We start from the raw sequence: 24,024 nt of genomic DNA on the forward strand, positions 1-24,024 counted from the left end.
GACCCGGCACAGGATGTGCCGACTCGGCAGGTCTGACAGAGGGTGACCCGGCACAGGATGTGCCGGGTCAGTGGGTGGGGCAGCGGGAGAGGGGGTCAGGAGGCGAGCGCGGCGAGCTTGTCCCTGACCTGGGCCAGGCTCGGGTTGGTCTGCGCGGTGCCGTCGGCGTAGACCAGCGTGGGCACGGTCTGGTTGCCGTTGTTGGCGGACTCCACGATCTGCGCTGCCTCGGGCTGCTGCTCGATGTCGACGATGTCGTACGCGATGCCCTCGCGGTCGAGCTGGCTCTTCAGGCGGTGGCAGTAACCGCACCACGGAGTGGTGTACATGGTGACGGCGGTCCGGCTTCCGATCGCAGTGTCGATACCGATGTCGGTGGTCACGTGGTTGTCCCCTCGGGCATCTAGAGTTCAGGTCTCGACGGTACCAACCATCTGCAGAAGGCAACTATTCCTGATGACCCCCCGCCCGGACGCCCTCCTCGACGCGCTCGACCCCGAGCAGAGGCAGGTGGCCGAGGCCCTCCGAGGCCCGGTCCGCGTGCTCGCCGGCGCCGGCACCGGCAAGACCCGGGCGATCACGCACCGGATCGCGCACGGGGTGGCCACCGGGGTCTACCAGCCGACCGAGGTGCTGGCGGTGACCTTCACCACCCGCGCGGCCGGCGAGATGCGCGGACGGCTGCGCCAGCTCGGGGCGCCGGGCGTGCAGGCGCGCACCTTCCACGCCGCCGCCCTGCGCCAGCTGCGCTACTTCTGGCCGCACCTGCACGGCGCCGAGCTGCCCACGCTCACCGAGTCCAAGATCCCGCTGCTCGCCGCCGCCACCCGCCGGCAGCGGCTCCAGGCCGACCAGGGGCAGCTGCGGGACCTCGCCTCCGAGGTGGAGTGGGCCAAGGTGAGCAACGTCCGCCCCGACGAGTACGCCGCCCTCGCCGCCTCCCGCGGACGCGACGTCAACGGGCTCGACGCGGAGACCGTGGCCCGGGTCCTCGCCGCCTACGAGGACGTCAAGCGCGGCCAGGGCCGGATGGACATGGAGGACGTGCTGCTGCTGACCGCGGCGATGCTCGCCGAGGACGAGCGGATCGCCGCCCAGATCCGCCGCCAGTACAAGTTCTTCACCGTCGACGAGTACCAGGACGTCTCGCCGCTGCAGGCCGCGCTGCTCGACCTGTGGCTCGGCGGGCGCGACGAGATCTGCGTCGTCGGCGACCCGGCCCAGACGATCTACAGCTTCGCCGGCGCCAACGCCGCCTACCTCCGCGACTTCCCGAGGAAGTACGCCGGCACCACCTCGATCGACCTGGTCCGCAACTACCGCTCGACGCCGCAGGTGGTGGCCGCCGCCAACACGCTGCTGGCCGGCTCGTCGTCCCGCGGGGTCGAGCTCGCCGCACAGCGCCCGGCCGGCCCGGCGGTCACGCACCGCGAGCACCCCGACGAGGTCGAGGAGGCCGAGGCGGTCGCCGCCGAGGTGCTGGCGCTGCGGCGCTCCGGCGTCCCGCTCTCGGAGATCGCGGTGCTGTTCCGGATCAACGCCCAGTCCGAGGCGTTCGAGGACGCGCTGGCGGCCCGCGGCATCGGCTACGTCATCCGCGGCGCGGCCCGGTTCTTCGACCGGGCCGAGGTGCGCCAGGCGGTCACCCTGCTCCGCGGCGCCGCCCGCTCCGGGCAGGGCGGCGACGACCTGGTCGCCGAGGTGCGGGCCACCCTGGCTGGCATGGGCTGGACGGCCGAGGCACCCACCGGCCGGGGCACCGCCCGCGACCGCTGGGAGTCTCTCCAGGCGCTGGTCGCCCAGGCCGAGGCGTTCGTGGCCGACCCCGCGATGGGCTCCACGCTCGGCGGGTTCGTCGACGACCTCGACAAGCGCGCCGCCGAGCAGCACGCCCCGGTCGCGGACGGCGTCACCCTGGCCACCCTGCACGCTGCCAAGGGCCTCGAGTGGGACGCGGTCTTCGTGTGCGGCGTTCAGGAGGGCTCGGTGCCGATCACCTTCGCCTCCACCCCGGCAGAGGTCGAGGAGGAGCGTCGCCTGCTCTACGTCGGGCTGACCCGGGCCCGCGAGCACCTCGCGATCTCGTGGAGCCTGGCCCGCAACCCCGGCGGCCGCCGTACCCGCAAGCCGTCCCGGTTCCTCGCCGGCATCGCCCCGGAGACGCTCACCGCCGCGTCGGCGCCCACCAAGGCACGCGGCAAGGCCGCCCGGTGCCGGTCGTGCGGCCGCCCCCTCGCGACCGCGAGCGAGCGCAAGGTGGGTCGCTGCGGCGACTGCCCCGCGACGTACGACGAGGACCTGTTCGCGCGGCTCAAGGAGTGGCGCCTGGCCCGGGCCACCGAGGACCAGGTCCCGGCGTACGTCGTGTTCACCGACAAGACCCTCGAGGCGATCGCCGAGGTCAAGCCGGCGAGCACGGCGGAGCTGGAGCGGATCAGCGGCATCGGCCCCGCCAAGATCGAGCGGTACGCCGACGACGTGCTCGCTCTCGTGGGTGCCTGACAAGGGGGCTGGCCACGCGTCCCGAGGGCGGGTGGCCGCCAGATCACGAGAAATTCCGGGAAATACCCACAAAATCGATTGCCCCTTACAGGGCGGGTCCGCTACTTTTCTCTAACTCGAAGGCACGCGCACAGGACCTTGGCACCGTCCGCGCACGATTTCACCGAAGGAGGTGGGCACAGATGAACAGCATCCAGATCATTCGCACGGCTGCGAACCAGCCGCGTCTCGTCATGCCCGCCTACGGCTTCGGTGCTGTCGCGTGCGCTGACGACGTGAAGGTTCGTACGCACGTGTCCGCTCTCAAGGGAGCCACCCCGGGGACCAGTGTCTGGAGTCCACCGACGAGTTGAGTGCAACTCATCGGCAGCCTCCAGGCCGCGGAACCCGAAACCCGGGATCCGCGGCCTTTTTGTTTCACCAGCCGCACCCCACACCGATCAACACCAACGATCAGGTCACTGAGGAGGTGACACAACATGACCATCAGCGTTCTGGAGGCCGTCGAGAAGACCACCCTCGGTGACCTGCACGCTGCGGCCGACCAGGTCGACGAGGAGCAGCTTCCCTGTCGGGTCAACGACCCCGAGCTCTTCTTCGCCGAGCTGCCTGCCGACGTCGAGTTCGCCAAGGCCCTCTGCACGGACTGCCCCGTTCGACAGATGTGCCTCGCCGGAGCCCTCGAGCGTCGGGAGCCGTGGGGCGTCTGGGGCGGAGAGCTCTTCCTTCAGGGAGTGGTGATCCCCCGCAAGCGCCCTCGGGGCCGACCCCGCAAGAACGACGCCGCCTGACCGGCCGGCGCCTGACCCGAAAGCAGAACAGCACGCCATGAACCTTCACCAGAACCGGAGCAAGAACATGAATCTCATGAACGAGAACCTGGCCCGAGCCCAAATGGCCGAGCGCCTGGGAGAGGCGCAGCAGCTGCGGCGTGGACGCGAGCTCGTCCGTGGACGCCGCACGAGCCGTCGGGCTCAGCAGGCGGCTCTCCAGGCCCGCCTGTCCCTGGCCAACTGACCGAGGAACACCCACCCACGTGAATCTATTCAAGAACCGGAGCAAGAACATGAATCTCATCAACGAGAACCTGGCCCGCGAGCATACGAGCTCGCGCCTGCGAGAGGCGCAGCAGCTGCGGCGCGGCCGTGAGCTCGAGCTCAGCCGTCGCGTCGGCCGCAAGGCCCGTCAGGCCCGCCTCGCCCTGGCCCGCTCCCTGTGAGCGCGCCGGCCGTGACGCCCAGCCGGGTCGGTGGCCCCATCCGGGGCCGCCGGCCCGGCTGGCGCGTTACGGTGGCCGGGTGGCATCAACCTGTGACTACTGCGGCCGCCGGTCCGAGGGCGACCAGATGCCGCTGACCTGGACCACGGCGGTCGAGAACGGCCGCAAGCGGGTCTTCTGCGAGACCTGCTCCCGGGAGAACCTGCGGGCGATGGAGTCCAAGCTCGACAGCGAGTGGTGGTAGGTCCCCGCTCCTGACGGGCAGGCCCCACGCACCCGTCAGCCCGCGAACCGCACGCCCCACGAGCAGCCGCACGCCGGATGCGCCGGCCACGGCGTCAGCGGCAGCATGAGGCCCGGGTCGACCTGCAGCGTCGCCGACCAGGACCGCGGTCGCCGACCGTCGATCCAGCCGACCAGGTCCCGGACCGCCCAGGCCAGCGCCAGCTCGAGCAGGTCGTGGGGGACCGGATCGGGGAAGCCGACCCGCGGTCGGCCCACCTCGGCGTACTGCTGGAGCACCAGGGACCGCCGGGGGTCCACCTCGGTGTGGTGCGCATCCACGCAGCGCACGCACGAGGTCTGCCCCGGAACCACGAACGGACCGACCCGCACCACGCCGTCGACCAGTGTCACGAGCAGGTGCGGCCGGTCGGCGCGCATCCAGGTGTCGGTGAGAGCCCGGTCGGGCTCGGTGCGGGCGACCAGCAGCACCGGACCGCCGTCACCCTCCGCGACCCCGGCCTCCGCGAGCAGCGCCCGGCAGCGGGCCGCGCTGCGCGGTGCCCGCTGGTGCAGGACCCGGACCGGCGCCCGGGCACGGGCCCGGAGCAGGTCGCCGGCGGAGGTGCCGTGCTCGGCGAAGGTGGCGGCCACGGTCTCGGCGGTACGCCGGTCCCGCGCCGCCCCGACCGCGGACAGCAGGTCGTCGCCGTCGACGACCAACCCGCGGTCGAGCAGGTCGGAGCAGAGCCGAGCCACTCGCGGCGACAAGGCCGACGGGTGCGGCGGCGGGCTCCCCGCGAGCAGGCCGTCGAGCACGGTCCGGACCTCCGCGGTGTCGGGTGCGACCAGCGCGATCCGCGCCTCCAGCCCGACCTGGAGCTGGCCGTCGGCGCGCCGGCACACCCGGGCCCCGGGCCGCAGCAGTGGCCGGGCGGGGTAGGCGGGGTGCGGGCGGCTCATGGCGCCGACCCTCGCACAGGAGCGTCCGGCGACGCGGCCGTCGTCCACAGGCCCCGCGAGACACGCGACGGCGCGGTCCCCGGTGGGACCGCGCCGTCGCGAGATGGATCGTGGGCTGCTCAGGCCTTGCCGAGGATCCGGTTGAGGTTGGTGCTGCAGACCGGGCAGGTGGCCTTGGCCATCCGGGTGCCCTTGTCGTTCACCTTGACCTCGCCCGTTGCCTCACGCTTGGCCTTGCACTTCACGCAGTAGAACTCGCCGCTCCAGGTCTCCGCCATGACGGCCTCCTTGCCTGATTCATCTGTATCGGTCGTCGCGACGGGGGTTCAGGGAAGCCCGCCGGGGTCGGATGTCGTTCCCTCCGACCACCACGACCCTACGGCACGCTCACGCGAGGGTGTGGGAGGCGCCCCCGCACGCTCAGGCGTGGCGCACGCCGCACCGGGACGGCCTGCCGGCACCCTGACCCGTCGGTAGGGTGCCCGGCATGGCCCCCGACGACCGTCCGGATCCCACCCTGACCCACCCTGCCCTGACCCACCTGCGTCTCGAACGTCCGGCACCCGGTGTGGTCCGCCTCGTGCTCGACAACCCCGAGCAGCGCAACGCGATGTCGGAGGAGATGACCGCGTCCTGGGTGCGCGCGGTGGACGCTCTCGCCGACGACCGCGACGTACGCGTGGTCGTGGTGACGGGCGAGGGCAGTGCGTTCTGCTCGGGCGGCAACACCTCCTGGATCGCCAGCGAGCCCGACGCAACCGTCGACCACCTGCGCGACCGGATGATGCCGTTCTACCGGGCCTGGCTGTCGATCCGCCGGCTCGAGGTGCCCACCATCGCTGCGGTCAACGGCCCGGCCATCGGGGCCGGGCTCTGCCTGGCGCTGGCCTGCGACCTCCGGTACGCCGTCGCCAGCGCGAAGCTCGGCGCCCCGTTCGTGCGGCTGGGCATGCACGCCGGGATGGGCGGCACCTGGCTGCTGCCGGACGTGGTCGGCGAGGCGGCGGCCCGCGACCTGCTGCTCACCGGCCGGGTGGTCGACGCCGACGAGGCGCTGCGGCTGGGGCTGGTCTCCCGGGTGGCGCCGGCAGGGGACCTGGACGCGATGGTCGCCGAGGCGGCCGAGGGCATCGCGGCGAACGCGCCGATCGCGACCCGCTACACCAAGGTCGCCCTGGCCAGGGGCCACGCCGACCTCGAGGCCTGCCTGCAGTGGGAGGCGCTCGCGCAACCGGTCACGCTGGCCACCGCCGATCTCCAGGAGGGGATCCGGGCGGCCGCCGAGAAGCGGGCGCCGCGGTTCACCGGCCGGTGAGCCAGGCGGCCGTCCGACCCGGGACCGGGCAGGAGAAGAGGCCCCCTGTCGGCATCCCCACGCTTGCCTTCCCCTTGCGAACGTGGAGGTGCCCGCCGAAGCGGACGACCGGGGGCCTCATCGGCGCCCAACCTAGGAGGGTTTCCCGGAGGCGTCAACGGAGCTCCGTCCACCCCTGTGGACAAGGCTGTGGACAACCCTGTGGAGGTGGCGCGGTTGACTGTGGACCACGTCGGGATGAGGCTGTGGACACCCCGCCCGCGACCCGCCGTACCCCGGGGCTGAGCAGGCACGATGCCGCCCGGCCGGGTGTGGAGAAAAGAAACTCCGGAGGAAATCGTGGCTGACGGGACCGAGGGCGGGTACGCCGCCGGGCCGGTCGCCGCGCTACGCCGGATCGCGTTCCTGCTCGAGCGGGCCCGCGAGGACACCTTCAAGGTCAAGGCGTTCCGCAGCGCCGCCGCCACGGTGCTCCCGATGCCCGCGGCCGACCTGGCCGCCCACGTCGAGGCCGGCACGCTCACCGACCTGCCCGGGATCGGCAAGAGCTCGGCCCGGGTGATCACCGAGGCCTGGCACGGGCGGATGCCCGAGCGGCTGGCCCGGCTGGAGCGCGAGCAGGCCGGGCCGCTGGCCCCCGGCGGGGCCGACCTGCTGGCCCGGATCCGGGGAGACCTGCACTCCCACTCCGACTGGTCCGACGGCGGGTCGCCGATCGAGGAGATGGCGTTCACCGCGATCGAGCTCGGCCGCGACTACCTGGTGCTCACCGACCACTCGCCGAGGCTGAAGGTGGCCCGCGGGCTGAGTGCCGAGCGGCTGGCGCGACAGCTCGACGTCGTCGACGCGGTCAACACGCACCTGGACGGGTCGTTCCGGCTGCTCAAGGGCATCGAGGTCGACATCCTCGACGACGGCAGCCTCGACCAGACCGACGCGATGCTGGCCCGGCTCGACGTCCGCGTCGCGAGCGTGCACTCCAAGCTCGCGATGGAGTCGCCGGCGATGACCAGGCGGATGGTGACGGCGGTGCGGAACCCGCGCACCAACGTCCTCGGCCACTGCACCGGCCGCCTGGTCACCGGCAACCGCGGCACCCGCAACCAGAGCCAGTTCGACCCACGCGCGGTGTTCGAGGCCTGCGCGGAGAACGACGTCGCGGTCGAGATCAACTCCCGGCCCGAGCGGCGCGACCCGCCCACGAAGCTGCTGGAGCTGGCCCGCGACACGGGCTGCCTGTTCTCGATCGACAGCGACGCGCACGCGCCCGGCCAGCTCGACTTCCTCGCGTACGGCGCGGAGCGGGCCGAGGCGGCCGGGATCGACCCCGACCGCATCGTCAACACCTGGCCCGCGGACCGCCTGCTGGCCTGGGCGAACCGATAGATTCCTTGGCATGGACCGCCCCGAGATCGAGGTACGCCGCTCGAAGCGGCGCCGCCGTACGGTCTCGGCGTACCGCGACGGCGACAAGGTCGTGGTCCTGATCCCGGCCACCATGACCCGGGCGCAGGAGTCGCAGTGGGTGGACACGATGGTGGCCCGGCTGGAGCGGTCGGAGAAGCGGAAGCGGCCGAACGACGCCCAGCTGGCGCGGAGGGCACGGGAGCTGTCCGACGCCTACCTCGGCGGGATGGCGAAGCCGGACAGCGTCCGCTGGGTCACCAACCAGAACGCCCGCTGGGGGTCGTGCACGCCCGGAGACCGATCGATCCGGCTGTCGTCGCGGCTGCAGGGGCTGCCGTCGTGGGTGGTCGACTACGTGCTGGTCCACGAGCTCGCGCACCTGCTGGAGCACGGCCACACGCCGGAGTTCTGGGCGTGGGTCGACAACTACCCGAGGGCCGAACGGGCCAAGGGCTACCTCCAGGGCTACTCCTCGGCCGCGCACCTCGAGCCGCCGCCGGGCTCGGAGGACGACGAGGACACCCCGGTCGACGACGTCGAGCGCTGACGACCCAGCGGGGTCAGCGGCTCCGCAGCCGGTCGCGGCCCAGCGCGACCAGCTCGACCAGGTCGGGCTCCGGCTCGGGCAGCGCGTCGGCCGGCCACCACCGTACGTCCAGCGACTCCGCGCTGACCGCGTGGTCGGCGCCCGGCGCGGCGACCGCGACGAACCGGACGTCGAGGTGGTGGACCCCGCCGCGCGGGTCGCAGAACGGCACCGGGTGCTCGCTGAGCTGCACCGGCACCGGGTCGAGGGAGAGCCCGGCCAGGCCGGACTCCTCCCGGGCCTCGCGGGCGGCGGCCTCCACGAGGGACCGGTCGCCGGCCTCGCAGTGCCCGCCGAGCTGGAACCAGCGCCGGGCCTTCGCGTGCAGCGTGAGGAGCGCCGCGTCCCCGTCCGCCGAGAGCACCAGGGTGCTCGCGGTGAGGTGGTCCGGATAGCACTCCCGGCGCATCCCGTCCCCGTGCGCGCGCAGGTGCGTGACGTAGCGGTCCCGGGCTGCGGCCTGGCCGGGCGTGGGCGGAACCCAGCCGGTCAGGGTCGCCAGCGCGTCGACGTGGAGCGGGTCGGCCGGTGCGCCGGCGCTCACTTCTCGGGGTCGGTGTCCGGGGTGGTCCCCGGGTCGGGGCCGTCGCCCCTGCCCTCGTCGAGCAGCTGGCGCAGCCCGGCCTCGAAGTCGTCGTCGCTGAGCTCCTCCGGCGAGCCGACGTCCTCACGGAAGCCGAGCGGGTCGTCGAGGTCGGCGGCGGTGGGCAGCAGGTCGGGGTGCAGCCACACGGCGTCGCGGGCCTCGATGCCCTGCCGGGTGCGCAGCGAGCCCCACAGCGTCGAGGCGTCGCGCAGCCGGCGTGGGCGCAGCTCGAGCCCGACCAGCGCGGCGAAGGTCTCCTCCGCGGGACCACCGGCGGCCCGGCGGCGGCGTACCGCCTCCTGCATCTTCGCGGCGGCGGGCATCCACTCGTGGGTGGCCTGGCCGACCACCTCGTCGACCCAGCCCTCGACCAGCGCGAGCGTGGTCTCCAGCCGGCTCAGCGCGGCCTCCTGTTCGGGCGTCTTGGCCGGCTCGAAGAGGCCGCCCTCCAGCGCCTTCTGCAGCGCGGCCGGGTCGGAGGGGTTGAGACCCTGGATCTGCTCCTCGATGCCCGCGGTGTCGATGGTGATGCCGCGGCCGTAGTCGGCGACCGCGGAGAGCAGGTGCTCCCGCAGCCACGGCACGTGCGCGAAGAGGCGCTGGTGGGCGGCCTCGCGGAGCGCGAGGTAGAGGAGCACGTCCTCCTCCGAGACGTCGAGGCCCTCCGCGAACGCGGCCACGTTGGTCGGCAGCAGCGCCGCCTTGCCGGCGGGTCCGAGCGGGAGGCCGATGTCGGAGGCGGTCAGCACCTCGGTGGCGAGCCCGCCGAGCGCGGAGCCGACCTGGCTGCCGAACATGGCGCCGCCCATCTGGCCGAGCATCCCGATCAGCGGTCCGGCCATGGCGCGGGCGTCCTCGGGGAGGGCGTTGCCCATCGCGCCCACGACGCTCTCGGCGACCGGCTCGACCAGGCGCCGCCAGACCTCGCGGGTGGATTCGACCCACTCGGCGCGGCTCCACGCCGCGGTGGAGGTGACGCCCGAGGAGAACGTGGTGGCCTCGTCCAGCCAGTGGTCGGCGAGACGGACGCTGTCGGCGACCTGGTCCTGCTGCCGCTGCGTGGGGGAGGGGTCGGGCTGCTGCGCGACGGCGCGGCGGGCGATGTCGCCGGCGAGCGTCCAGTTCACGGGGCCCTCGTGCGGCGTCATCATCGCCTGCACCTGGCTCATCAGTCCGGCCAGGTCGGGCATCTGGCCGCCGCCGAAGAACTGCTCGAAGGGCGTGCCCTTGAAGGGGTTGTCCGGCTGCTCACCGGGGTTGTCGCTCATGCCCCCAAACTACTCGGGGACCGGTGAGCCGGTCGATGCGGGCGAGCCGGCGGTTACGCTCCGTCCCATGACCGCTTCACCGTCGTCCGCCCCGTCGTCAGGGTCGTCCGCGCCCGACCCGCGGGTGCGCCTCGTCGCGCTGCGCGAGACCCCGCTGTCGGTGGACGAGGTGCTGGCCGCGCTGGACGACGACGCGTCGGGCGGCCTGACCCTGTTCGTGGGGCGGGTGCGCGACCACGACGGCGGCCGCGGCGTGACCGGTCTGGACTACTCGGCGCACCCGACGGCCGAGGCGACGCTGCGTGCGGTGTGCGACGAGGTCGCGGGGGAGTACGACGTGCTGGCGCTGGCCGCCGTTCACCGCACCGGCCCGCTGGCGATCGGCGACGCTGCCGTGATCGTGGCCGTGGCCGCCGCGCACCGTGGCGAGGCGTTCGTCGCGTCGCGGGCCCTCATCGACCGGCTCAAGGACCGGGTGCCGATCTGGAAGCACCAGGTCTTCGCCGACGGGGACGAGGAGTGGGTTGGCGCGCCCTGACCACGCACGCGCGCGAGTCGTGACACAGTGACCCTCATGGACATCCTGCTGTGGTTGGTGCCTCCGGTCGTCGTGACCGTGCTCGCCATGGTGCTCGTGACGTGGCTCGGGCGCCACGGACAGCGGGAGGTCGACCGCGACGTCGCCGTCCAGAAGCTCGCCCGGGCGCTCCGCAAGGAGCACCCCGGCCAGCGTCGACCCGGTCCGGCGACCTCGCGACCGCGTGACCGGAGCACCGGCATCGCGGTGCGGCCCTCCTCCCGCGCGAACGACCAGGCACCCCGCCGTACCCACGGCGACGACAAGCGCACGGCCTGACTCCGGTCCCTGTTGTGCCGGGTGTCATCCTTGGCCGCATGAGTCGGCGCTCCCTGGCGACCGCGATCGCGGTGCCGCTGCTGGTCGGGCTGTGGGTTGCTGCAGCCCTGCTGCCGGTTCCCTACGTCACCTACCACCCCGGGTCGACCACCGACATGCTCTCCGAGATGGGGGGCAAGGAGCGGATCCAGGTCACCGGCCACCCGGCCTACTACGACGACGAGAGCGGCGCGCTGCGGATGACCACGGTGTCGGTCACCCCGCCCCAGGAGGACGTCTCCATCTTCGAGGCGCTGACGGCCTGGGTGAGCAAGGAGGAGGCCGTCGAGCCGTACCTCGCGGTCTACGACAAGGGCGAGACCGACAAGCAGAGCGACACCGAGGGCGCGGTCGACATGGTCTCGTCCCAGGACGCCGCGATCGTGGTCGCGCTCGACCAGCTCGGCTACCACCTCACGCCGCACGTGCAGGTCAACGACGTGGTCGCCGGCGCCCCCGCCGACGGCAAGCTGCGCAAGGGCGACCGGATCCTGGAGGTCAACGGCGCCAAGGTCACCTCGACGAAGAACGTCGTCGACGCCGCCGACACCGGCAAGCCGATGACGGTCGTCGTACGCCGCGACGGCAAGCGCCGGACCGTGCAGGTCACGCCCAAACAGACCGCGGACGGCCCGCGCATCGGCGTCAGCGTCGGTCCCGCCTACGACTTCCCGTTCGACGTCTCCGTGCTCATCGACCCGCGCATCGGCGGGCCCAGTGCCGGCCTGATGTTCAGCCTGGCCATCTACGACACGCTCACCCCCGGCCCGCTGACCGGGGGCCACGACATCGCCGGCACCGGCGAGATCCGGACCGACGGCACGGTCGCGCCGATCGGCGGCATCGCGCAGAAGGTGGTCGGCGCCCGCGACGCCGGCGCCGAGCTGTTCCTGGTGCCGGACGCCAACTGTGCGGAGGCCCTCGGTGCCCCGCGCGGCGACATGCGGCTGGTCCGGGTCAAGACGATGCCCGACGCGCTCGCCTCGATCCAGAAGTTCGTCAAGGACCCGGACGCCGACCTGCCGTCCTGCGAGAAGGAGTGACCGTGGCCGACGACGTGACCTTGCCCGACCCGGGGGAGCTCCCCGACCCGGCCCTGGCCTCGGCCGTGCTCGAGATCGAGCAGCACATCGCGCAGGCCGGCTGGGACCAGCCGGCCCGGCTCTACGCGCTGGTGGCGACCGGAGAGCTGGTGGCGCGCGAGCCGGCCCTGGCCGCGCAGATGGGGCTCGACGAGTCCAGCGCCGCGGGGTCGTTCACGCCGATCGAGCAGGACCTCGCGGGCGACGTGCCCCTCGAGGCGGTGCTGGAGTCGATCATGTGGCCGGACCAGGTCGCCGGCTGCGCGGCCGTAGTGGAGCGGCTGGTGCTGCCGCCCAGCGCGGACGGCCACATCCCCGACGACGCGACCGCCGCGCAGGCGTTCGCCGAGGACCACCCGGACCGCCAGGAGGTGCGGATCGTGGCCGGCGCCACCCGTGCCGGCGCGGCGTACTGCGCGCTGCGGCTGCGGGCGCACGACGACGACCAGTCGGTGGTCGGTGGCGTGGACCTGGTGCCGGCGCTCGTCGACCTCCTGCGCGGGACGCTGGAGAGCTTCACCGACGAACCGGACGAGCACGACGAGGGGACCACGCCGTGAGTGGTGGCATGTACGACGACGAGCCCGAGGGCGGCGAGGAGCTCCGGGAGGAACCGCCGCGCCGGTCCCGGGCGCTGCTGATCACGGTCGTCATCCTGGTCGCGCTGTTCCTCGTCTTCACCGGCTTCGCGGCGTTCTGGACCGAGCGCCTCTGGTTCTCCTCCGTGGGCTACCAGGAGGTGTTCAACACCCTCCTGCGCACGAAGGTCGCGCTGTTCCTGGTGTTCGCGCTGCTGATGGCGCTCTCGGTCGGCGTCAACCTCCTGATCGCCTACCGCTTCCGCCCGATCTTCCGCCCGTCCTCGCCCGAGCAGGTCTCGCTCGACCGCTACCGCGAGGCGGTCACCCCGATCCGCGTGTGGCTGCTGGCCGGCACCTCCGTCGTGATCGGCCTGTTCGCCGGCGCCACGGCGTCCGGCAAGTGGCGCGAGTACCTCCTGTGGCGCAACGGCACGAGCTTCGGCAAGGAGGACCCGTACTTCCACCGCGACATCGGGTTCTACGTCTTCGACCTGCCCTGGCTGCACTACCTGGTCGACTTCCTGATGGCGGTCGCGGTGATCTCGCTGATCGCCGCAGCCGTCGTGCACTACCTGTACGGCGGGATCCGGCTGCAGTCGCGCCACGACCGGTTCTCCGGCCCGGCGGCCGCGCAGCTGTCGGTGCTCATGGGCGTCTTCGTGCTCGCCAAGGCCGCCGACTACTGGCTGGACCGGTTCGACCTGCTCAACGAGTCCGGCTCGCTGATCACCGGCGTCACCTACACCGACGACCACGCGGTGCTGCCGGCGCGCAACATCCTCATGTTCATCGCGCTGATCTGCGCGGTGCTGTTCCTGGCGAACCTGGTGCTGCGCACCTGGCTGCTGCCGTCGGTGGGGCTGGCGTTGCTGGTGCTGTCGTCGATCCTGCTCGGCCTGGTCTGGCCGGGGATCGTGCAGCAGTTCCAGGTCGAGCCCTCGCAGGCCGACAAGGAGTCGCCGTACATCGCCAAGAACATCCAGGCGACCCGGGCGGCGTACGACCTCGAGGATGCGGACGTGCGTCCGTACTCCGGCACCACCACGCTGGACGCCCAGCAGCAGGCCGAGGAGGTCCGCAACCTGCCCGGCATCCGGCTGGTCGACCCGGCGCTGATCCAGGCGACCTTCGAGCAGCGCCAGCAGGTCACCCGCTACTACACCGTGGTCGGGGCGCCCGACGTCGACCGCTACCGGATCAACGGCCTCGACCGCGACGTCGTGGTGGCGCTGCGCGAGCTCGACCAGGAAGGCCTCCCCGAGGACAGCAAGAACTGGTCGAACCTGCACACCGTCTACACCCACGGGTACGGCGTGATCGCGGCGTTCGGCAACCAGCGCGACCGCGACAACCGCGTGGTGACCAGCTCCGACGACCCGGTGTGGGCGGAGAAGGACATCCCGCCGCAGGGCGAGCTGACCGACCTGACCGCCGACGGCTACCGCGGGCAGGTCTACTTCGGCGAGAACTCCCCGGAGTACTCCATCGTCGGCAAGGCGTCCGCGAGCTCGCCCGACGTCGAGCTCGACCTGCCCAACGGCGACGACGAGTCCGGCAGCACGACGAACACCTACACCGGCGCGTCCGGCGTCGAGGTCGGCGGGCTGTGGCGCCAGCTGCTCTACGCGTGGAAGTTCGGCGAGCCCAACATCGTGCTGTCCGGCCGGGTCAACCAGAACTCCAAGATCCTCTACGACCGCGACCCGCGGAAGATGGTCGAGAAGGTCGCGCCGTGGCTGACCGTCGACCAGGATCCGTTCCCGGCGGTCGTCGACGGCAAGATCGTGTGGATGCTGGACGGCTACACCACCACCGACCAGTACCCCCTCGCCCAGCGCGGGTCGTTCGAGGAGATGACCTCGGACGCGCGTGCCTCCGGCAACGAGTTCCGGACCCTGCCGACCGACGAGATCAACTACATGCGCAACGCGGTCAAGGCGACCGTCGACGCGTACGACGGCACGGTCACCCTCTACGCCTGGGACGAGCAGGACCCGCTGCTCAAGGCCTGGCGCAGCGCGTTCCCGGGCACCGTCAAGGACAAGGCGGACATCCCCGAGGACCTCCTCCAGCACATGCGCTACCCGGAGGACCTGTTCAAGGTGCAGCGCTACCAGCTGGCCCGGTACCACGTCACCGACCCGAACGACTTCTACGAGTCCAACGACCGCTGGGAGGTGCCGGACGACCCGAACACCACCGGCAAGCTCCAGCCGCCGTACCGCCTGTCGGTGCGGACGCCGGGCGGCCCCGACGAGCCGGTGTTCTCGCTGACCTCGGTCTACGCGCCGTACCGTCGCAACAACCTGGCGGCGTTCGTCTCGGTCGACGCGGACGCGTCCAAGAGCGACTACGGCACGTTGCGGGTGCTCACGCTGCCCGGCAACACGCAGATCCCGGGCCCGGGCCAGATCGCCAACCAGTTCGGCTCCAACACCACGATCCAGAACGAGCTGGCCAAGCTGACCCGCAACGCCAACGTGCGGGTGCTCAACGGCAACCTGCTCACGCTGCCCGTGGGGGTCACCGACGACAGCTCCGACGGCGGCCTGCTCTACGTGCAGCCGCTGTACGCCGTCCGCAGCGGCACCAGCACCGCGAACTACCCGGTGCTGCAGTACGTCCTGGTATCGCTGGGCAACCGCAGCGGCATCGGTACGACGGTCGCCGAGGCGGTGGCCGACGTGCTCGGCACCTCGCTCGAGGAGACCCCGCCGACACTTCCGCCCAGCCCCGGCGGGGGCGGCACCCAGCCGCCGGGCAACAACCAGGGCGGCAGCCAGGAGGCCACCGTGGTGGACCTGCTCCGCCGGGCGGACGCGCAGTTCAAGGCGGCGCAGCAGGCGCTCCAGGACGGCGACCTCGGCAAGTACCAGACGCTGACCAAGCGCGCTGAGCGCCTCGTGGTCCGTGCCCTGGAGCTGGCCCAGCAGGACGGGACGACCCAGGGAGGCGGAGGCGGAGGCGGCTCGAGCTCGAACGGCTGAGCGCCGGTGGTCGGGGAGACCCCGGTGGTTGCGGAAGACGCGGGCGCCACCCCGGTGGTCGGGTCCCACGCACACGCCGCCCCGGTGGTTGAGGAAGGCGCGCAGCGCCTGTCTCCAAACCACCCCCGATTTGGATGCTCCGGACCCGCCCGGTAGTGTTCTCTTCACCGACGCGGGGTGGAGCAGCTCGGTAGCTCGCTGGGCTCATAACCCAGAGGTCGCAGGTTCAAATCCTGCCCCCGCTACAAATCAAGGGTGCGATCGCTCCCTTGGCCCTCAGCCTCCCAGGCTCGCTTGGGAGGCTTTCGGCGTTCTCAGGGACGCTCGCACGGCCCGCCGACGATGATCCTGCCCCAGCAGTTGCCCCGGCGATGCCCCGGCAGATGCGCGGTGCCACCCCGGCACAGGCCCCGCAGGCACGCTCACGACGAGACGCCGCGCCATGCACAGGTGCGCGGCACCTGTGCGGTGACTGCGCAGGATCCGCGACCCGGAACGGGTCAGGTGCACACGTGGCCACCCGGGCCACCGCGCCACGGAGCTGCACAATGTCCCCCCACCACCAGTACGCCGAGACCTGGATCCCGCGCGCCGACATGGCAGCGCTCATCCGCAAGAGCCCCGACACGGTCCGCCGCACGGCCGAGAAGCACCAGTTCACCACCCGGAAGGACGAGGCCGGCCGCACCCTCGTCAATGTCGCCGACTTCCTCGACCTCGGCCTCCTGCGCGTCGAGGACCCGACCCCCGGCGCCACCCCCGCAGAGTCCGTCGAGGTCCTCCGCGCCCGGGACGATCGCCGGCCTGCGGGAGAGGGCCGCCGAGCTCCAGGGCCGCCTGGGCCACGCCGACGCGCTGGTCGAGACGCTCCGGGACCAGCTCTCGATCAAGGACCGGCAGCTGGCCAAGCAGGGCGACCAGATCACCCAGCTCATCGCTCGTCTCGGCATGATCGGCGGTGCCGCGTGAACCTCTCCGTACGCACCACCAACCGTCACCTCCACGTCGCGGCAACCCCCGACCACGCAGTGCCCCCGACCGGCGACCCGACCCCGACCTCCGACGACGAGGCGCGACCGGCCGTTCTGCGCCTGTGCGCCGGCGAACTTTGTTCAATCCGCAAAGCCGAACGACTGCGACCGTCCCGGTGGCACCGAGGACGCCGTTCTGTCGCCCACGGACGATCCGATGCCGTCCATCCCTGGACGGCGCCCGCTCAGGCGCACCTCCTCAACGAAGAAAACCATGATTGGCCCCCTCCGGATCCGGCGTCGATGGCGTGGAATGCCATTGCCTGACTGTCGGCGACTGGTCCGCGTGAGGGTCGCCTCGGGCCGCGAACACCCCACAATCACGGCGATCGCGGGGCCTGCTGCCAACCACGAGGGCGGCGCAACGACGCCGTGCTGAGGGAGGTCTCGGCAGTCGGGGATCCTCTGTCCACTCATGGCCGCGGTGGCCCAGGACCTCGAGGACCAAGGCAGGGTCACAGCAGGACGGTGCGGTTGATTCAAATGCCGACGACGCCATGGGCAGTGCGACGTCGCGGACAGCGATGCGTGCCGGCCAGTGAATCGGCGAAGGTCCCTAGCGGTCGTGGCGTGAGAAACGCACCGGCACACTGACAGAGGCCAGGCTTTCGCAGTGCGGAGGCTGTCCGTCTTCACCCGGCAACATCATGGCCCCCAAGTCGTCCCATGACAGGCGACGCCATCGTTCCATCCGTTGCTGGGCGCCTTCGCGTCCGCGGTTCGGCTCGGGCTCGGGGTTGGGTTCAGGTGTGCGGTCCATGCGTCGGTACCGTCCGGCTCACTCCCAAGCTGCGCAATAGACCTACGCCCACGTCTCGGGAGGTGTCGCCAAGAAGTCCGCGGCGGTGATTACCGGGATTCCGAGTTCTGCTGCGCGCGCTGTCTGTGGCGAGGCGAAGCCGGGTCGGGGGACGATCAGGGCCGCGACGCTGCGTACTAGGTTCTTGGCCATCCGGCCGCCGTTCTCTGTGATGAAGTCCGTGAGCCCGTCGGAGACATCGCCGTTGCTGTCGACCACGTAGAAGCGCCTGGCGCCCATGTGGCTGGCCCGCACCACGTGCGCCGGGACGTACTCCTTCCCGGTGTGGGTGAGCTTGCCGTCCCATGCACGGGGCAGAATGCCCACATCGGGCAATGCGGGGGCGGCCCCTGGGTCGACGAAGGCAGCGTCGACGAAGGTCGCTTCCTGCTCGTGGCGCGCCGACTTCTTGCTTCCGGGGCCGAACCGGCCGCTCCACGGCCGGGGTGCGCAGCACGATGCTGCACCAACCCTGTCCACCGCGCATGCGTTCGGGGCAGTCAGCGTGGGGGCACGGTCGCAGGGCCAGCCGCTTGGCGTCCGGTTCCAGGGTGCTGGTGCGGTGGAAGGTTCTGGTGAAGAACGGCAGTGACTGCCGCGAGAGGTTCCGCTTCTGACTGGTGCTTTCTCGGGCGAGACGGAGGAGCGGTTCGTAGCCGACCTGGAGAGCCTCGAGAAGCTCATAGCAGGGTAGGGAACGCTCCGGGGACCCAGTTAGTTACGTTCTCGGTGATCCTTCTCGTCGTCGACCTCGTCTTTCGTGTGGTCGCCCACGTGAGCCGCCCTGACACCTGTCAGGGCGGCTCGCGTGCTGATCGGTCGGACGAGATCTCGCCACCGATAGTCGTTGACGCGTCCGATCGGGATCGCGGTCCCACCGCTACTCGTGGTTGGCGAAGTAGCGCTCGGCGGCGTCCGCCGACCAGGGGACCCCCTCGGGGCGGGTGGCGTTGTGCTGGGCGAAGTAGCGCTCGGCAGCGTCGGCGGACCAGGGGACCCCCTCGGGGCGGGTGGTGTTGCCGTCGGCAGTAGAGCCCGCGTCCGTCGGCTGTTCGGGCTGGATCCGCGGCGAGCCGGTGTCGGATGTGATGGTCAGCACCAACATCGCGGTTGCTGCGATCAGCGCCACGACGATGGCGACCCAGGAGAGCAGCTTGCGCACGGACCGTGGCGGCCGCTGGTGTGGAACATGGACGTAGCTCGGCGCCTGGACAGGTGACCGCTCGGTGGTGTGTGACATGACGACTCCTCGGTGTGGCTGCCGTGGCAGCGTTGGCTTGACACGAGGAGCGTGGGCGAACGCGGTGGCGAGGGGCCGGCGACGCCGTGGCAGATCCGTGGCGGCGGGGGAAGGCGGAGGCACTGGAGCCCGCTCAGGCGTCCGAACACCGCTCGACGTGCAGGTACTGACGGCACTCGTCCTCGCTGAACCCACGCGTGAGGCGGGCTTTCGCGATGTCGACCAGGTCGTCGAGGTCCAGCGCCCACACCCGGGCAACGTTCGCATCGTCGGTCGAGAGCAGCATGGAGCCGTCCGGGCTGAACGCCACGGTGTGGGCTTCGTGGTCGTCACTGTGGAGGACGAGGTCCTGCACCCCCGTCTCGGGGTCCCACAGGCGGATGGAGCCGTCTGCGTGGGCGGTGGCGAGACGCGTCCCGGAGGCATCGAAGGCGATGTCCAGGACATGGGCGGACGCGGTGAGGGTGGCGGCCCGCCTGCCCGTCCGCGCGTCCCAGACGTCGGCGATCCCCTCGACGGGCCGGCTGGTCGCGATCAGGCCACCTGTCGGGTCGAACTCGACGAACTCCGCGGAGGTTCCCACTCGGTTCACGACCTCACCGCGTCGCCAGTCCCAGATGGTCGCGGGCATCCGCGTGACCTCGACCGACTCGTACCCCCATCGAGTCGTTGCCAGGAAGCGCCCGTCGGCGCTGAAGCTGACGGACCTGGTGTGGTGCCCGCGAACCTCCTCCAATCTGGCCACCTCGGCACCGGAGCGGTCGACGACGACGACCCACCCCGGGCGGCCTACGGCGGCGAAGGAGATGGCGAGCCAGGCGCTGTCCCTGCTCCAGGTCATGTCATACACGAAGTCCTCGTCGCCCCACGGGACGGTGAACCGGTGCGCACCGGTCGAGACGTCCCTGACGCTGACACCCTGCGGTCCCAGGGTCGCCAGCAGTTGCCCGTCGTCGCTCAGGTCCAGCATCCAGTGCTGGGCGTCCCTCCCGCGAGACAGCCGTGGGATCGTGGACCGGCGCTCCCCGGACTCGACGCCGACGACGGACAGGGTGCCGTTGCCGTTGCTCACGACCAGGCCGCGGCTATCGGGCGTGAAGTCGGCGTTGCCCACCGCGTTCGCCCACTCTCCACCGCCCGTGATCGCGGCGTCCCAGACCGTCACCGAGGTGATCGCGCTGTCGCCCGTCATCAGCCGTTGCCCGTCGGGCGAGAACGCCACGCCACCCAAGCCACCGCCACGGCTGGTGTCCTGCGCCGAGAAGGTGAACAGCGCACGGAAGCCGTCCTCGGTGATCTCCGAGACTCGTGCCGTGCCGTCGTCACCGGCCGTGGCAAGGCGAGTGCCGTCCGGGCTCCAGTCGAGCTCCCAGACCAGCCCGGAGTGGCCGGGGACCGTGAACCCGGGCTCCCCGGTCGCTCCGTCCCAGAGACGGGCCGTCCCGTCCCTCTCTGCGGTGGCGATCCACCGGCCGTCCGGGCTCCACGCGAGATCGCGGACGGGGTCGCCGTCCCCCCACACCGCCCTGAACCGCACCTTCCCGGTGGTGGCGTCCGCGACCGTCGCCGTCGCGCCATCCCCGCCGAAGGCGACCCACTTCCCGTCCGGGCTGAGTGCGGTGCTGGATGGGTCGTCGGCCGGGATCTCGACGACGGTCCGCTTCGTCGCGAGGTCGACGACGCGCACCGCGTCCGGCCAGGCCGCGGCCAGCCGGGTCCCGTCCGAGCTGAACGACGGCCCCCACACGCCGACGTCCCGGTCGGCGCGGCCCCCCGGGGGCTGGAGCTCGAGCAGCTTCTTGCCCGTGTCCGGGGCCCACACACGAACCGCGCCGTCGTCGCCGGACGTGGCGAGCATGGAGCCGTCGTCGCTGAACGTCACGTCGTTGACGTCGTCGTCGTGTCCCCGGAACTTGCGGATCGACGCGCCGGTGCTCGCGTCCCGGATGTCGACGATGCCCGACTCCTCGGTGCCTTCGGTCACGAACGTAGCCCCGTCCGGACTCCAGTCCAGCCCGCCTCCGACGTCCGGGACGGTGAGGAGGACGCGGGACGCGGTCACGGCTCGGTGCAGGGCCTCGACGGCTTCGGGAAGCGCCTCCTCCCCGTGCGACCGCGTCTCGTCGACAGCGGCCAGGGCCAGTAGCATGCTGCGCTCCGAGTCGTCGGGAATGCTGGCCACCGCGGCCGCGGCGAGTTCGCGTGCCATAGCCACCCGACGTTCCTGCTCGGCCTGGCGTCGCTGGTCCAGCGCGATGAAACCGCCGACCAGCGCGACCACCAGGGCGACGGCGATAGCCGCACGCTGCCAGCGCAGCCGCCGGTTGGCCCGCACCTGCCGAGTGATCGCGTCCGCTGCCTCCTGCCGCTCGAGGTCGCGGGCGTCCTTGCTGGTCTCGAGAAACTCTCGTTCCGGTTCCGGCAGGTCGGCAGTCCCGAAGCCGGCGTTGTCCAAGGTGATCTCGAGACGGGCGCCGCGGTAGAGCGACCCCGGGTCGCGGCCCAGCTCGACCCAGGTCCGCGCGGCCTCGCGCAACCGGCCTAGGGCCATGATCGCCTCACGGTCCTCCTCGATCCAGGACCGCAGCCGCGGCCACTCGCGCAGCAGGGCCTCGTGGGCGAGCTCGACGGTCGGCACCCGGGTCCGGGGATCACGATCGAGCGTCAGGAGTCGCGCCTGCGCCCACTGGTCGATGACCGCCTCCACCCGCCGGTCGGCACCGAGGCCGGACAGCTCGGTGCGGGCGGCGCGCCGACGGGTGGCTTCCCCCTCGGTCGCCACGACGACGAGGCGCTCGAACATCCGGCGTACGGCGGCAAGGTCCCCGTCGTCGAGCGAGCTGTAGAGACGCTCGGCCCGCGAGGCGATGGCCCCGCCGACACCGCCCAGCTCCCGGTAAGCGGACAGCTCGAGACGTTTGGTGGGACTGCGCTCGGCCAGTTCGTACAGCGTGTATTGGAGTGCCGGCAGAGCGGCCGCCTCGTCGACGACCGCGCTGACCAGCTCGACCACTAGTGACTGCTCGACCCGCCCCCCGACGCGCTCGGCAGGTTCGACGACGGCCGCTTCGATGTCGGCCGGCGACATCGCCGTCGTCGTGACCGTCGCGTCGCTCACCACCATCCCCAGGGGCTGGAACGCGAGCGGTCGGTCGTAGTAGTCGGCGCGCAGGGTGGCGACCACCCGCAGGCGGCTGTCGGGGATCGACACCGCGTGCATCACGCCGTTGACGAAGGCGCGCTGGTCCTGGTCGCTCGCGAGGGTGAACAGCTCCTCCAGCTGGTCGACGACCAGGAGAAGCTGCCCGTCCCCCGGGATGAGGTGCCGGAGCACCCGGTCGACCCCCGCCTCGTCCTCGGCGAGCCGGTCCGCCAGCCCGGACGGGTCGGCGACCGCGACCCGGCGCAGGCACTCGGCGAGCTCCTTGAAGGGCGAGGAGCCTGGAAGCATCGTCGTGACGAACCACCGGTGTGACCCCGGGACGTCGCCGCGACGCACCCGCGGCAGCAACCCGGCCCGCACCACGCTGGACTTGCCGGTTCCGGAGCCGCCGACCACCAGCACGAGCCGACCCCGCGGACCGTCCCTCCGGAGACGGGTGACGATCTCGTCAACGAGGTCGTCACGGCCGAAGAAGTCCTCGGCATCCGCCTCCTCGAAGGCCCGGAGTCCCTTGTATGGGTTCAGCTGGGCAGTCTCCCTGACCGGCCGCCCGCCGGTGATCGCGGCGACGAGCAACGGGACCAGTTCCGCCATCGACGGTCGGTCAACCGTCGACAGCCCCCGGGCGAGGACCTCGAGGACGTGACCGCGGTCGCGCGCCAGGCACGCACGGACCAGCTCTGCGAAGTCGTGTACGTCGTCGCCGGGGGTCCGCGCCGGATCCCCGGGGGCGAGCGCGAAGTCGGACACATAGGGATCGCCGGCCGAGTCGAAGAGCACGCTGCCGGGAACGAGCTGGCCATGCACGATGCCGCTGGCGGCCGCGGCCACCAGCGCTCCGCCGATCCGCGTGACCAGGGCGGCGGTGGTGGCGTCGGTGAGCGGCCCGCGCTCCAGCCTGTCGGCCAGGGACCCGCCGTGCATCCGGCGCATGACGAGGTAGGCGGCTCCCGGCTCGCGCCAGTAGTCGTGGATCGACACGATCCCCGGGTGCCGGAGCGCGGCGAGCTGCTGGGTTCTCGCCTCGAACGCCCGCACGAACTCGGGGTGGTCGGCGACCTCGTCCCGGACGACCCGGATCGCGAAGTCGCGCTCGACACCGGGGAGGCGCGCCGCGTACACGGTGCCGCTGCGGCCGGTGCCCAGCCGCTGGCCGAGGCGATACCCCCGCAGGGGGCGTCCCGCGGGTTCGGAGAGCGCCAACCCCGGGTCGTGGCTGAGCACGCGTTGCTCGAGCGCGGCCAACGTGGGGGACGGTTCGACGCCGAGCTCGTCGACGAGCAGGTTGCGGTAGTCGCGGAACACGGCGAGCGCCTCCGCGTGACGGCCGGCCCGGTACAGCGCGATCATCAGCTGCGCCCGGAACGACTCCCGCAGCGAGTGCTCACGGGTCAGGGCCTCGATCTCCGGGATCATCGCCGCGGCTCGACCGCAGGCCAGCTCGGCATCGATGAGACGTTCCTGGGCGACCAGGCGCAGCTCCTGGAGACGCTGTGCCTCGGGACGTGCCCAGTCCTCGTCGGCGAACTCCGCGTAGGCATCTCCACGCCACAGGGCGAGCGCCTCCCGAAGTACCGATGACGCGGAGGTCGCATCGTCGCGCCCCAGCCGCGACCCTCCTTCGGCGACGGAGCGCTCGAAGCAGGTGACGTCGAACGCCTCGACCGGAACCCGGAGCAGGTACCCGGGCGCCTGGGTCACCACGAGGGATCCGGACTCCGCTCCATCGAGCAACCTGCGTGCGCGGGCGACGTAGCTGCGCAGGGTGGTGCTCGCCGCCGGAGTCGGGTCGCCGGCGAAGACCGCGTCGGCGAGCCGGTCGACGGACACGACGGAGTCCCGGTGGATCAGGAGCATCGCCAGCAGTCGTCGCTGGCGCGGCCCACCGATGCCCAGCTCGCCACGTTGCTCGTCCGTGACGGTGAGCCCACCCAGCGCGTGGAACCGGATCATCTGCACCTCGTTCGGTGTCGCCTGCCCATGTCACGGTGCCTCGAGCTTGTTGCATTCACGTGGCAACGTGACCAGCGCCCAGATGCCCTCCCGAGCGACGCTCCGGACCCATGAGGCAAGGTCCAGCGAGCCGGCAGGCTCCGTCCGACGATCGTCCCACCCCTACGACGCCGGCGACCACCTGCTCGACAGCGCGGACCAAAGGGGCCTCTGGCCTGGCGCGTG

The 24,024-nt window shown here is 71.8% G+C and carries 22 protein-coding genes and 1 tRNA gene; 15 read left to right on the plus strand and 8 right to left on the minus strand.

Going from position 1 to position 24,024, the window contains the following annotated elements; all coding sequences use genetic code 11:
* Positions 1-95: 95 nt before the first annotated feature.
* Entirely contained in the window at positions 96-329 is a 234-nt protein-coding gene (locus tag EKO23_RS04690; protein ID WP_134714814.1) for a mycoredoxin, read from the minus strand.
* A gap of 127 nt (positions 330-456) precedes the next feature.
* Between EKO23_RS04690 and EKO23_RS04695 the strand changes: the two genes are divergently transcribed.
* The 5 genes from EKO23_RS04695 to EKO23_RS25075 all read left to right on the plus strand — a co-directional run bounded on the left by EKO23_RS04695 (position 457) and on the right by EKO23_RS25075 (position 3,965).
* Complete coding sequence (locus EKO23_RS04695; protein ID WP_134714608.1) at positions 457-2,502, plus strand: ATP-dependent DNA helicase UvrD2; 2,046 nt, start codon at positions 457-459, stop codon at positions 2,500-2,502.
* 479 nt (positions 2,503-2,981) lie between these two features.
* A complete protein-coding gene (locus EKO23_RS04700; protein WP_134714610.1) occupies positions 2,982-3,293 on the plus strand; it encodes a WhiB family transcriptional regulator in 312 nt (103 codons plus the stop codon).
* A gap of 76 nt (positions 3,294-3,369) precedes the next feature.
* A complete protein-coding gene (locus EKO23_RS04705; protein ID WP_246050906.1) occupies positions 3,370-3,519 on the plus strand; it encodes a hypothetical protein in 150 nt (49 codons plus the stop codon).
* A 19-nt stretch (positions 3,520-3,538) separates the two neighbouring features.
* A complete protein-coding gene (locus EKO23_RS04710; protein ID WP_134714614.1) occupies positions 3,539-3,721 on the plus strand; it encodes a hypothetical protein in 183 nt (60 codons plus the stop codon).
* A 79-nt stretch (positions 3,722-3,800) separates the two neighbouring features.
* Positions 3,801-3,965: a hypothetical protein gene (locus EKO23_RS25075; protein ID WP_167880326.1), complete on the plus strand. Its 165-nt coding sequence runs from the start codon at positions 3,801-3,803 to the stop codon at positions 3,963-3,965.
* Between the two features lie 35 nt (positions 3,966-4,000).
* Here the strand turns inward: EKO23_RS25075 and EKO23_RS04715 are convergent, their stop codons facing one another.
* Together EKO23_RS04715 and EKO23_RS25080 are read right to left on the minus strand one after the other, a co-directional pair.
* Complete coding sequence (locus tag EKO23_RS04715; protein ID WP_134714616.1) at positions 4,001-4,906, minus strand: hypothetical protein; 906 nt, start codon at positions 4,904-4,906, stop codon at positions 4,001-4,003.
* A 119-nt stretch (positions 4,907-5,025) separates the two neighbouring features.
* A complete protein-coding gene (locus EKO23_RS25080) occupies positions 5,026-5,184 on the minus strand; it encodes a DUF5679 domain-containing protein (protein ID WP_167880327.1) in 159 nt (52 codons plus the stop codon).
* Between the two features lie 209 nt (positions 5,185-5,393).
* Here EKO23_RS25080 and EKO23_RS04720 point away from each other — a divergent pair, with 209 nt between their 5' ends.
* From EKO23_RS04720 to EKO23_RS04730, 3 genes are all read left to right on the plus strand, one after another.
* The gene (locus EKO23_RS04720; protein ID WP_134714618.1) at positions 5,394-6,221 is read left to right on the plus strand and encodes an enoyl-CoA hydratase/isomerase family protein; all 828 of its coding nucleotides are present in this window, start codon (positions 5,394-5,396) and stop codon (positions 6,219-6,221) included.
* Between the two features lie 339 nt (positions 6,222-6,560).
* Positions 6,561-7,607: a PHP domain-containing protein gene (locus EKO23_RS04725; protein ID WP_246050907.1), complete on the plus strand. Its 1,047-nt coding sequence runs from the start codon at positions 6,561-6,563 to the stop codon at positions 7,605-7,607.
* Positions 7,608-7,617: 10 nt separating this feature from the next.
* Positions 7,618-8,175 carry a M48 metallopeptidase family protein gene (locus EKO23_RS04730; RefSeq protein ID WP_134714622.1) on the plus strand — a complete coding sequence of 186 codons (558 nt, stop codon included), beginning with the start codon at positions 7,618-7,620 and terminating at the stop codon, positions 8,173-8,175.
* A 13-nt stretch (positions 8,176-8,188) separates the two neighbouring features.
* Here EKO23_RS04730 and EKO23_RS04735 read toward each other — a convergent pair whose 3' ends face one another.
* Entirely contained in the window at positions 8,189-8,758 is a 570-nt protein-coding gene (locus EKO23_RS04735; protein ID WP_217702465.1) for an NUDIX domain-containing protein, read from the minus strand.
* The gene (locus tag EKO23_RS04740; RefSeq protein ID WP_134714624.1) at positions 8,755-10,068 is read right to left on the minus strand and encodes a zinc-dependent metalloprotease; all 1,314 of its coding nucleotides are present in this window, start codon (positions 10,066-10,068) and stop codon (positions 8,755-8,757) included. The genes EKO23_RS04735 and EKO23_RS04740 overlap by 4 nt, the downstream gene beginning before the upstream one ends.
* A 67-nt stretch (positions 10,069-10,135) precedes the next feature.
* On the opposite strand from EKO23_RS04740, the gene EKO23_RS04745 reads away from it, so the two are divergent.
* The 7 genes from EKO23_RS04745 to EKO23_RS04775 all read left to right on the plus strand — a co-directional run bounded on the left by EKO23_RS04745 (position 10,136) and on the right by EKO23_RS04775 (position 16,582).
* On the plus strand, positions 10,136-10,606 hold the full coding sequence (locus EKO23_RS04745; protein ID WP_134714626.1) for a molybdenum cofactor biosynthesis protein MoaE: 471 nt from the start codon (positions 10,136-10,138) through the stop codon (positions 10,604-10,606).
* Positions 10,607-10,642: 36 nt separating this feature from the next.
* Entirely contained in the window at positions 10,643-10,924 is a 282-nt protein-coding gene (locus EKO23_RS04750) for a hypothetical protein (protein ID WP_134714628.1), read from the plus strand.
* A 38-nt stretch (positions 10,925-10,962) separates the two neighbouring features.
* Positions 10,963-12,006, plus strand: a complete 1,044-nt coding sequence (locus EKO23_RS04755; protein WP_134714630.1) for a YlbL family protein — start codon at positions 10,963-10,965, stop codon at positions 12,004-12,006.
* Positions 12,007-12,008: 2 nt separating this feature from the next.
* A complete protein-coding gene (locus EKO23_RS04760; protein WP_246050908.1) occupies positions 12,009-12,605 on the plus strand; it encodes a PPA1309 family protein in 597 nt (198 codons plus the stop codon).
* Positions 12,602-15,613 (plus strand): UPF0182 family membrane protein, encoded by a 3,012-nt coding sequence (locus EKO23_RS04765; RefSeq protein WP_246050909.1) that lies wholly within the window; start codon positions 12,602-12,604, stop codon positions 15,611-15,613. Before EKO23_RS04760 ends, EKO23_RS04765 begins: the two co-directional genes overlap by 4 nt.
* A gap of 171 nt (positions 15,614-15,784) precedes the next feature.
* A tRNA-Met gene (locus EKO23_RS04770) sits at positions 15,785-15,858 on the plus strand.
* Positions 15,859-16,309: 451 nt separating this feature from the next.
* Entirely contained in the window at positions 16,310-16,582 is a 273-nt protein-coding gene (locus EKO23_RS04775; RefSeq protein WP_134714632.1) for a hypothetical protein, read from the plus strand.
* Between the two features lie 864 nt (positions 16,583-17,446).
* Here EKO23_RS04775 and EKO23_RS04780 read toward each other — a convergent pair.
* From EKO23_RS04780 to EKO23_RS04790, 3 genes are all read right to left on the minus strand, one after another.
* Positions 17,447-17,923, minus strand: a complete 477-nt coding sequence (locus EKO23_RS04780; RefSeq protein ID WP_134714634.1) for a BRCT domain-containing protein — start codon at positions 17,921-17,923, stop codon at positions 17,447-17,449.
* Positions 17,924-18,323: 400 nt separating this feature from the next.
* Positions 18,324-18,683, minus strand: coding sequence for a hypothetical protein (locus EKO23_RS04785; protein ID WP_134714636.1), 360 nt, complete (start codon positions 18,681-18,683; stop codon positions 18,324-18,326).
* 133 nt (positions 18,684-18,816) lie between these two features.
* The gene (locus EKO23_RS04790; RefSeq protein ID WP_134714638.1) at positions 18,817-23,799 is read right to left on the minus strand and encodes an nSTAND1 domain-containing NTPase; all 4,983 of its coding nucleotides are present in this window, start codon (positions 23,797-23,799) and stop codon (positions 18,817-18,819) included.
* Between the last annotated feature and the right edge of the window lie 225 nt (positions 23,800-24,024).

Origin of the sequence: Nocardioides guangzhouensis, from assembly GCF_004519545.1 — a bacterium.
GTDB classification, from domain to species: Bacteria; Actinomycetota; Actinomycetes; order Propionibacteriales; family Nocardioidaceae; genus Nocardioides; species Nocardioides guangzhouensis.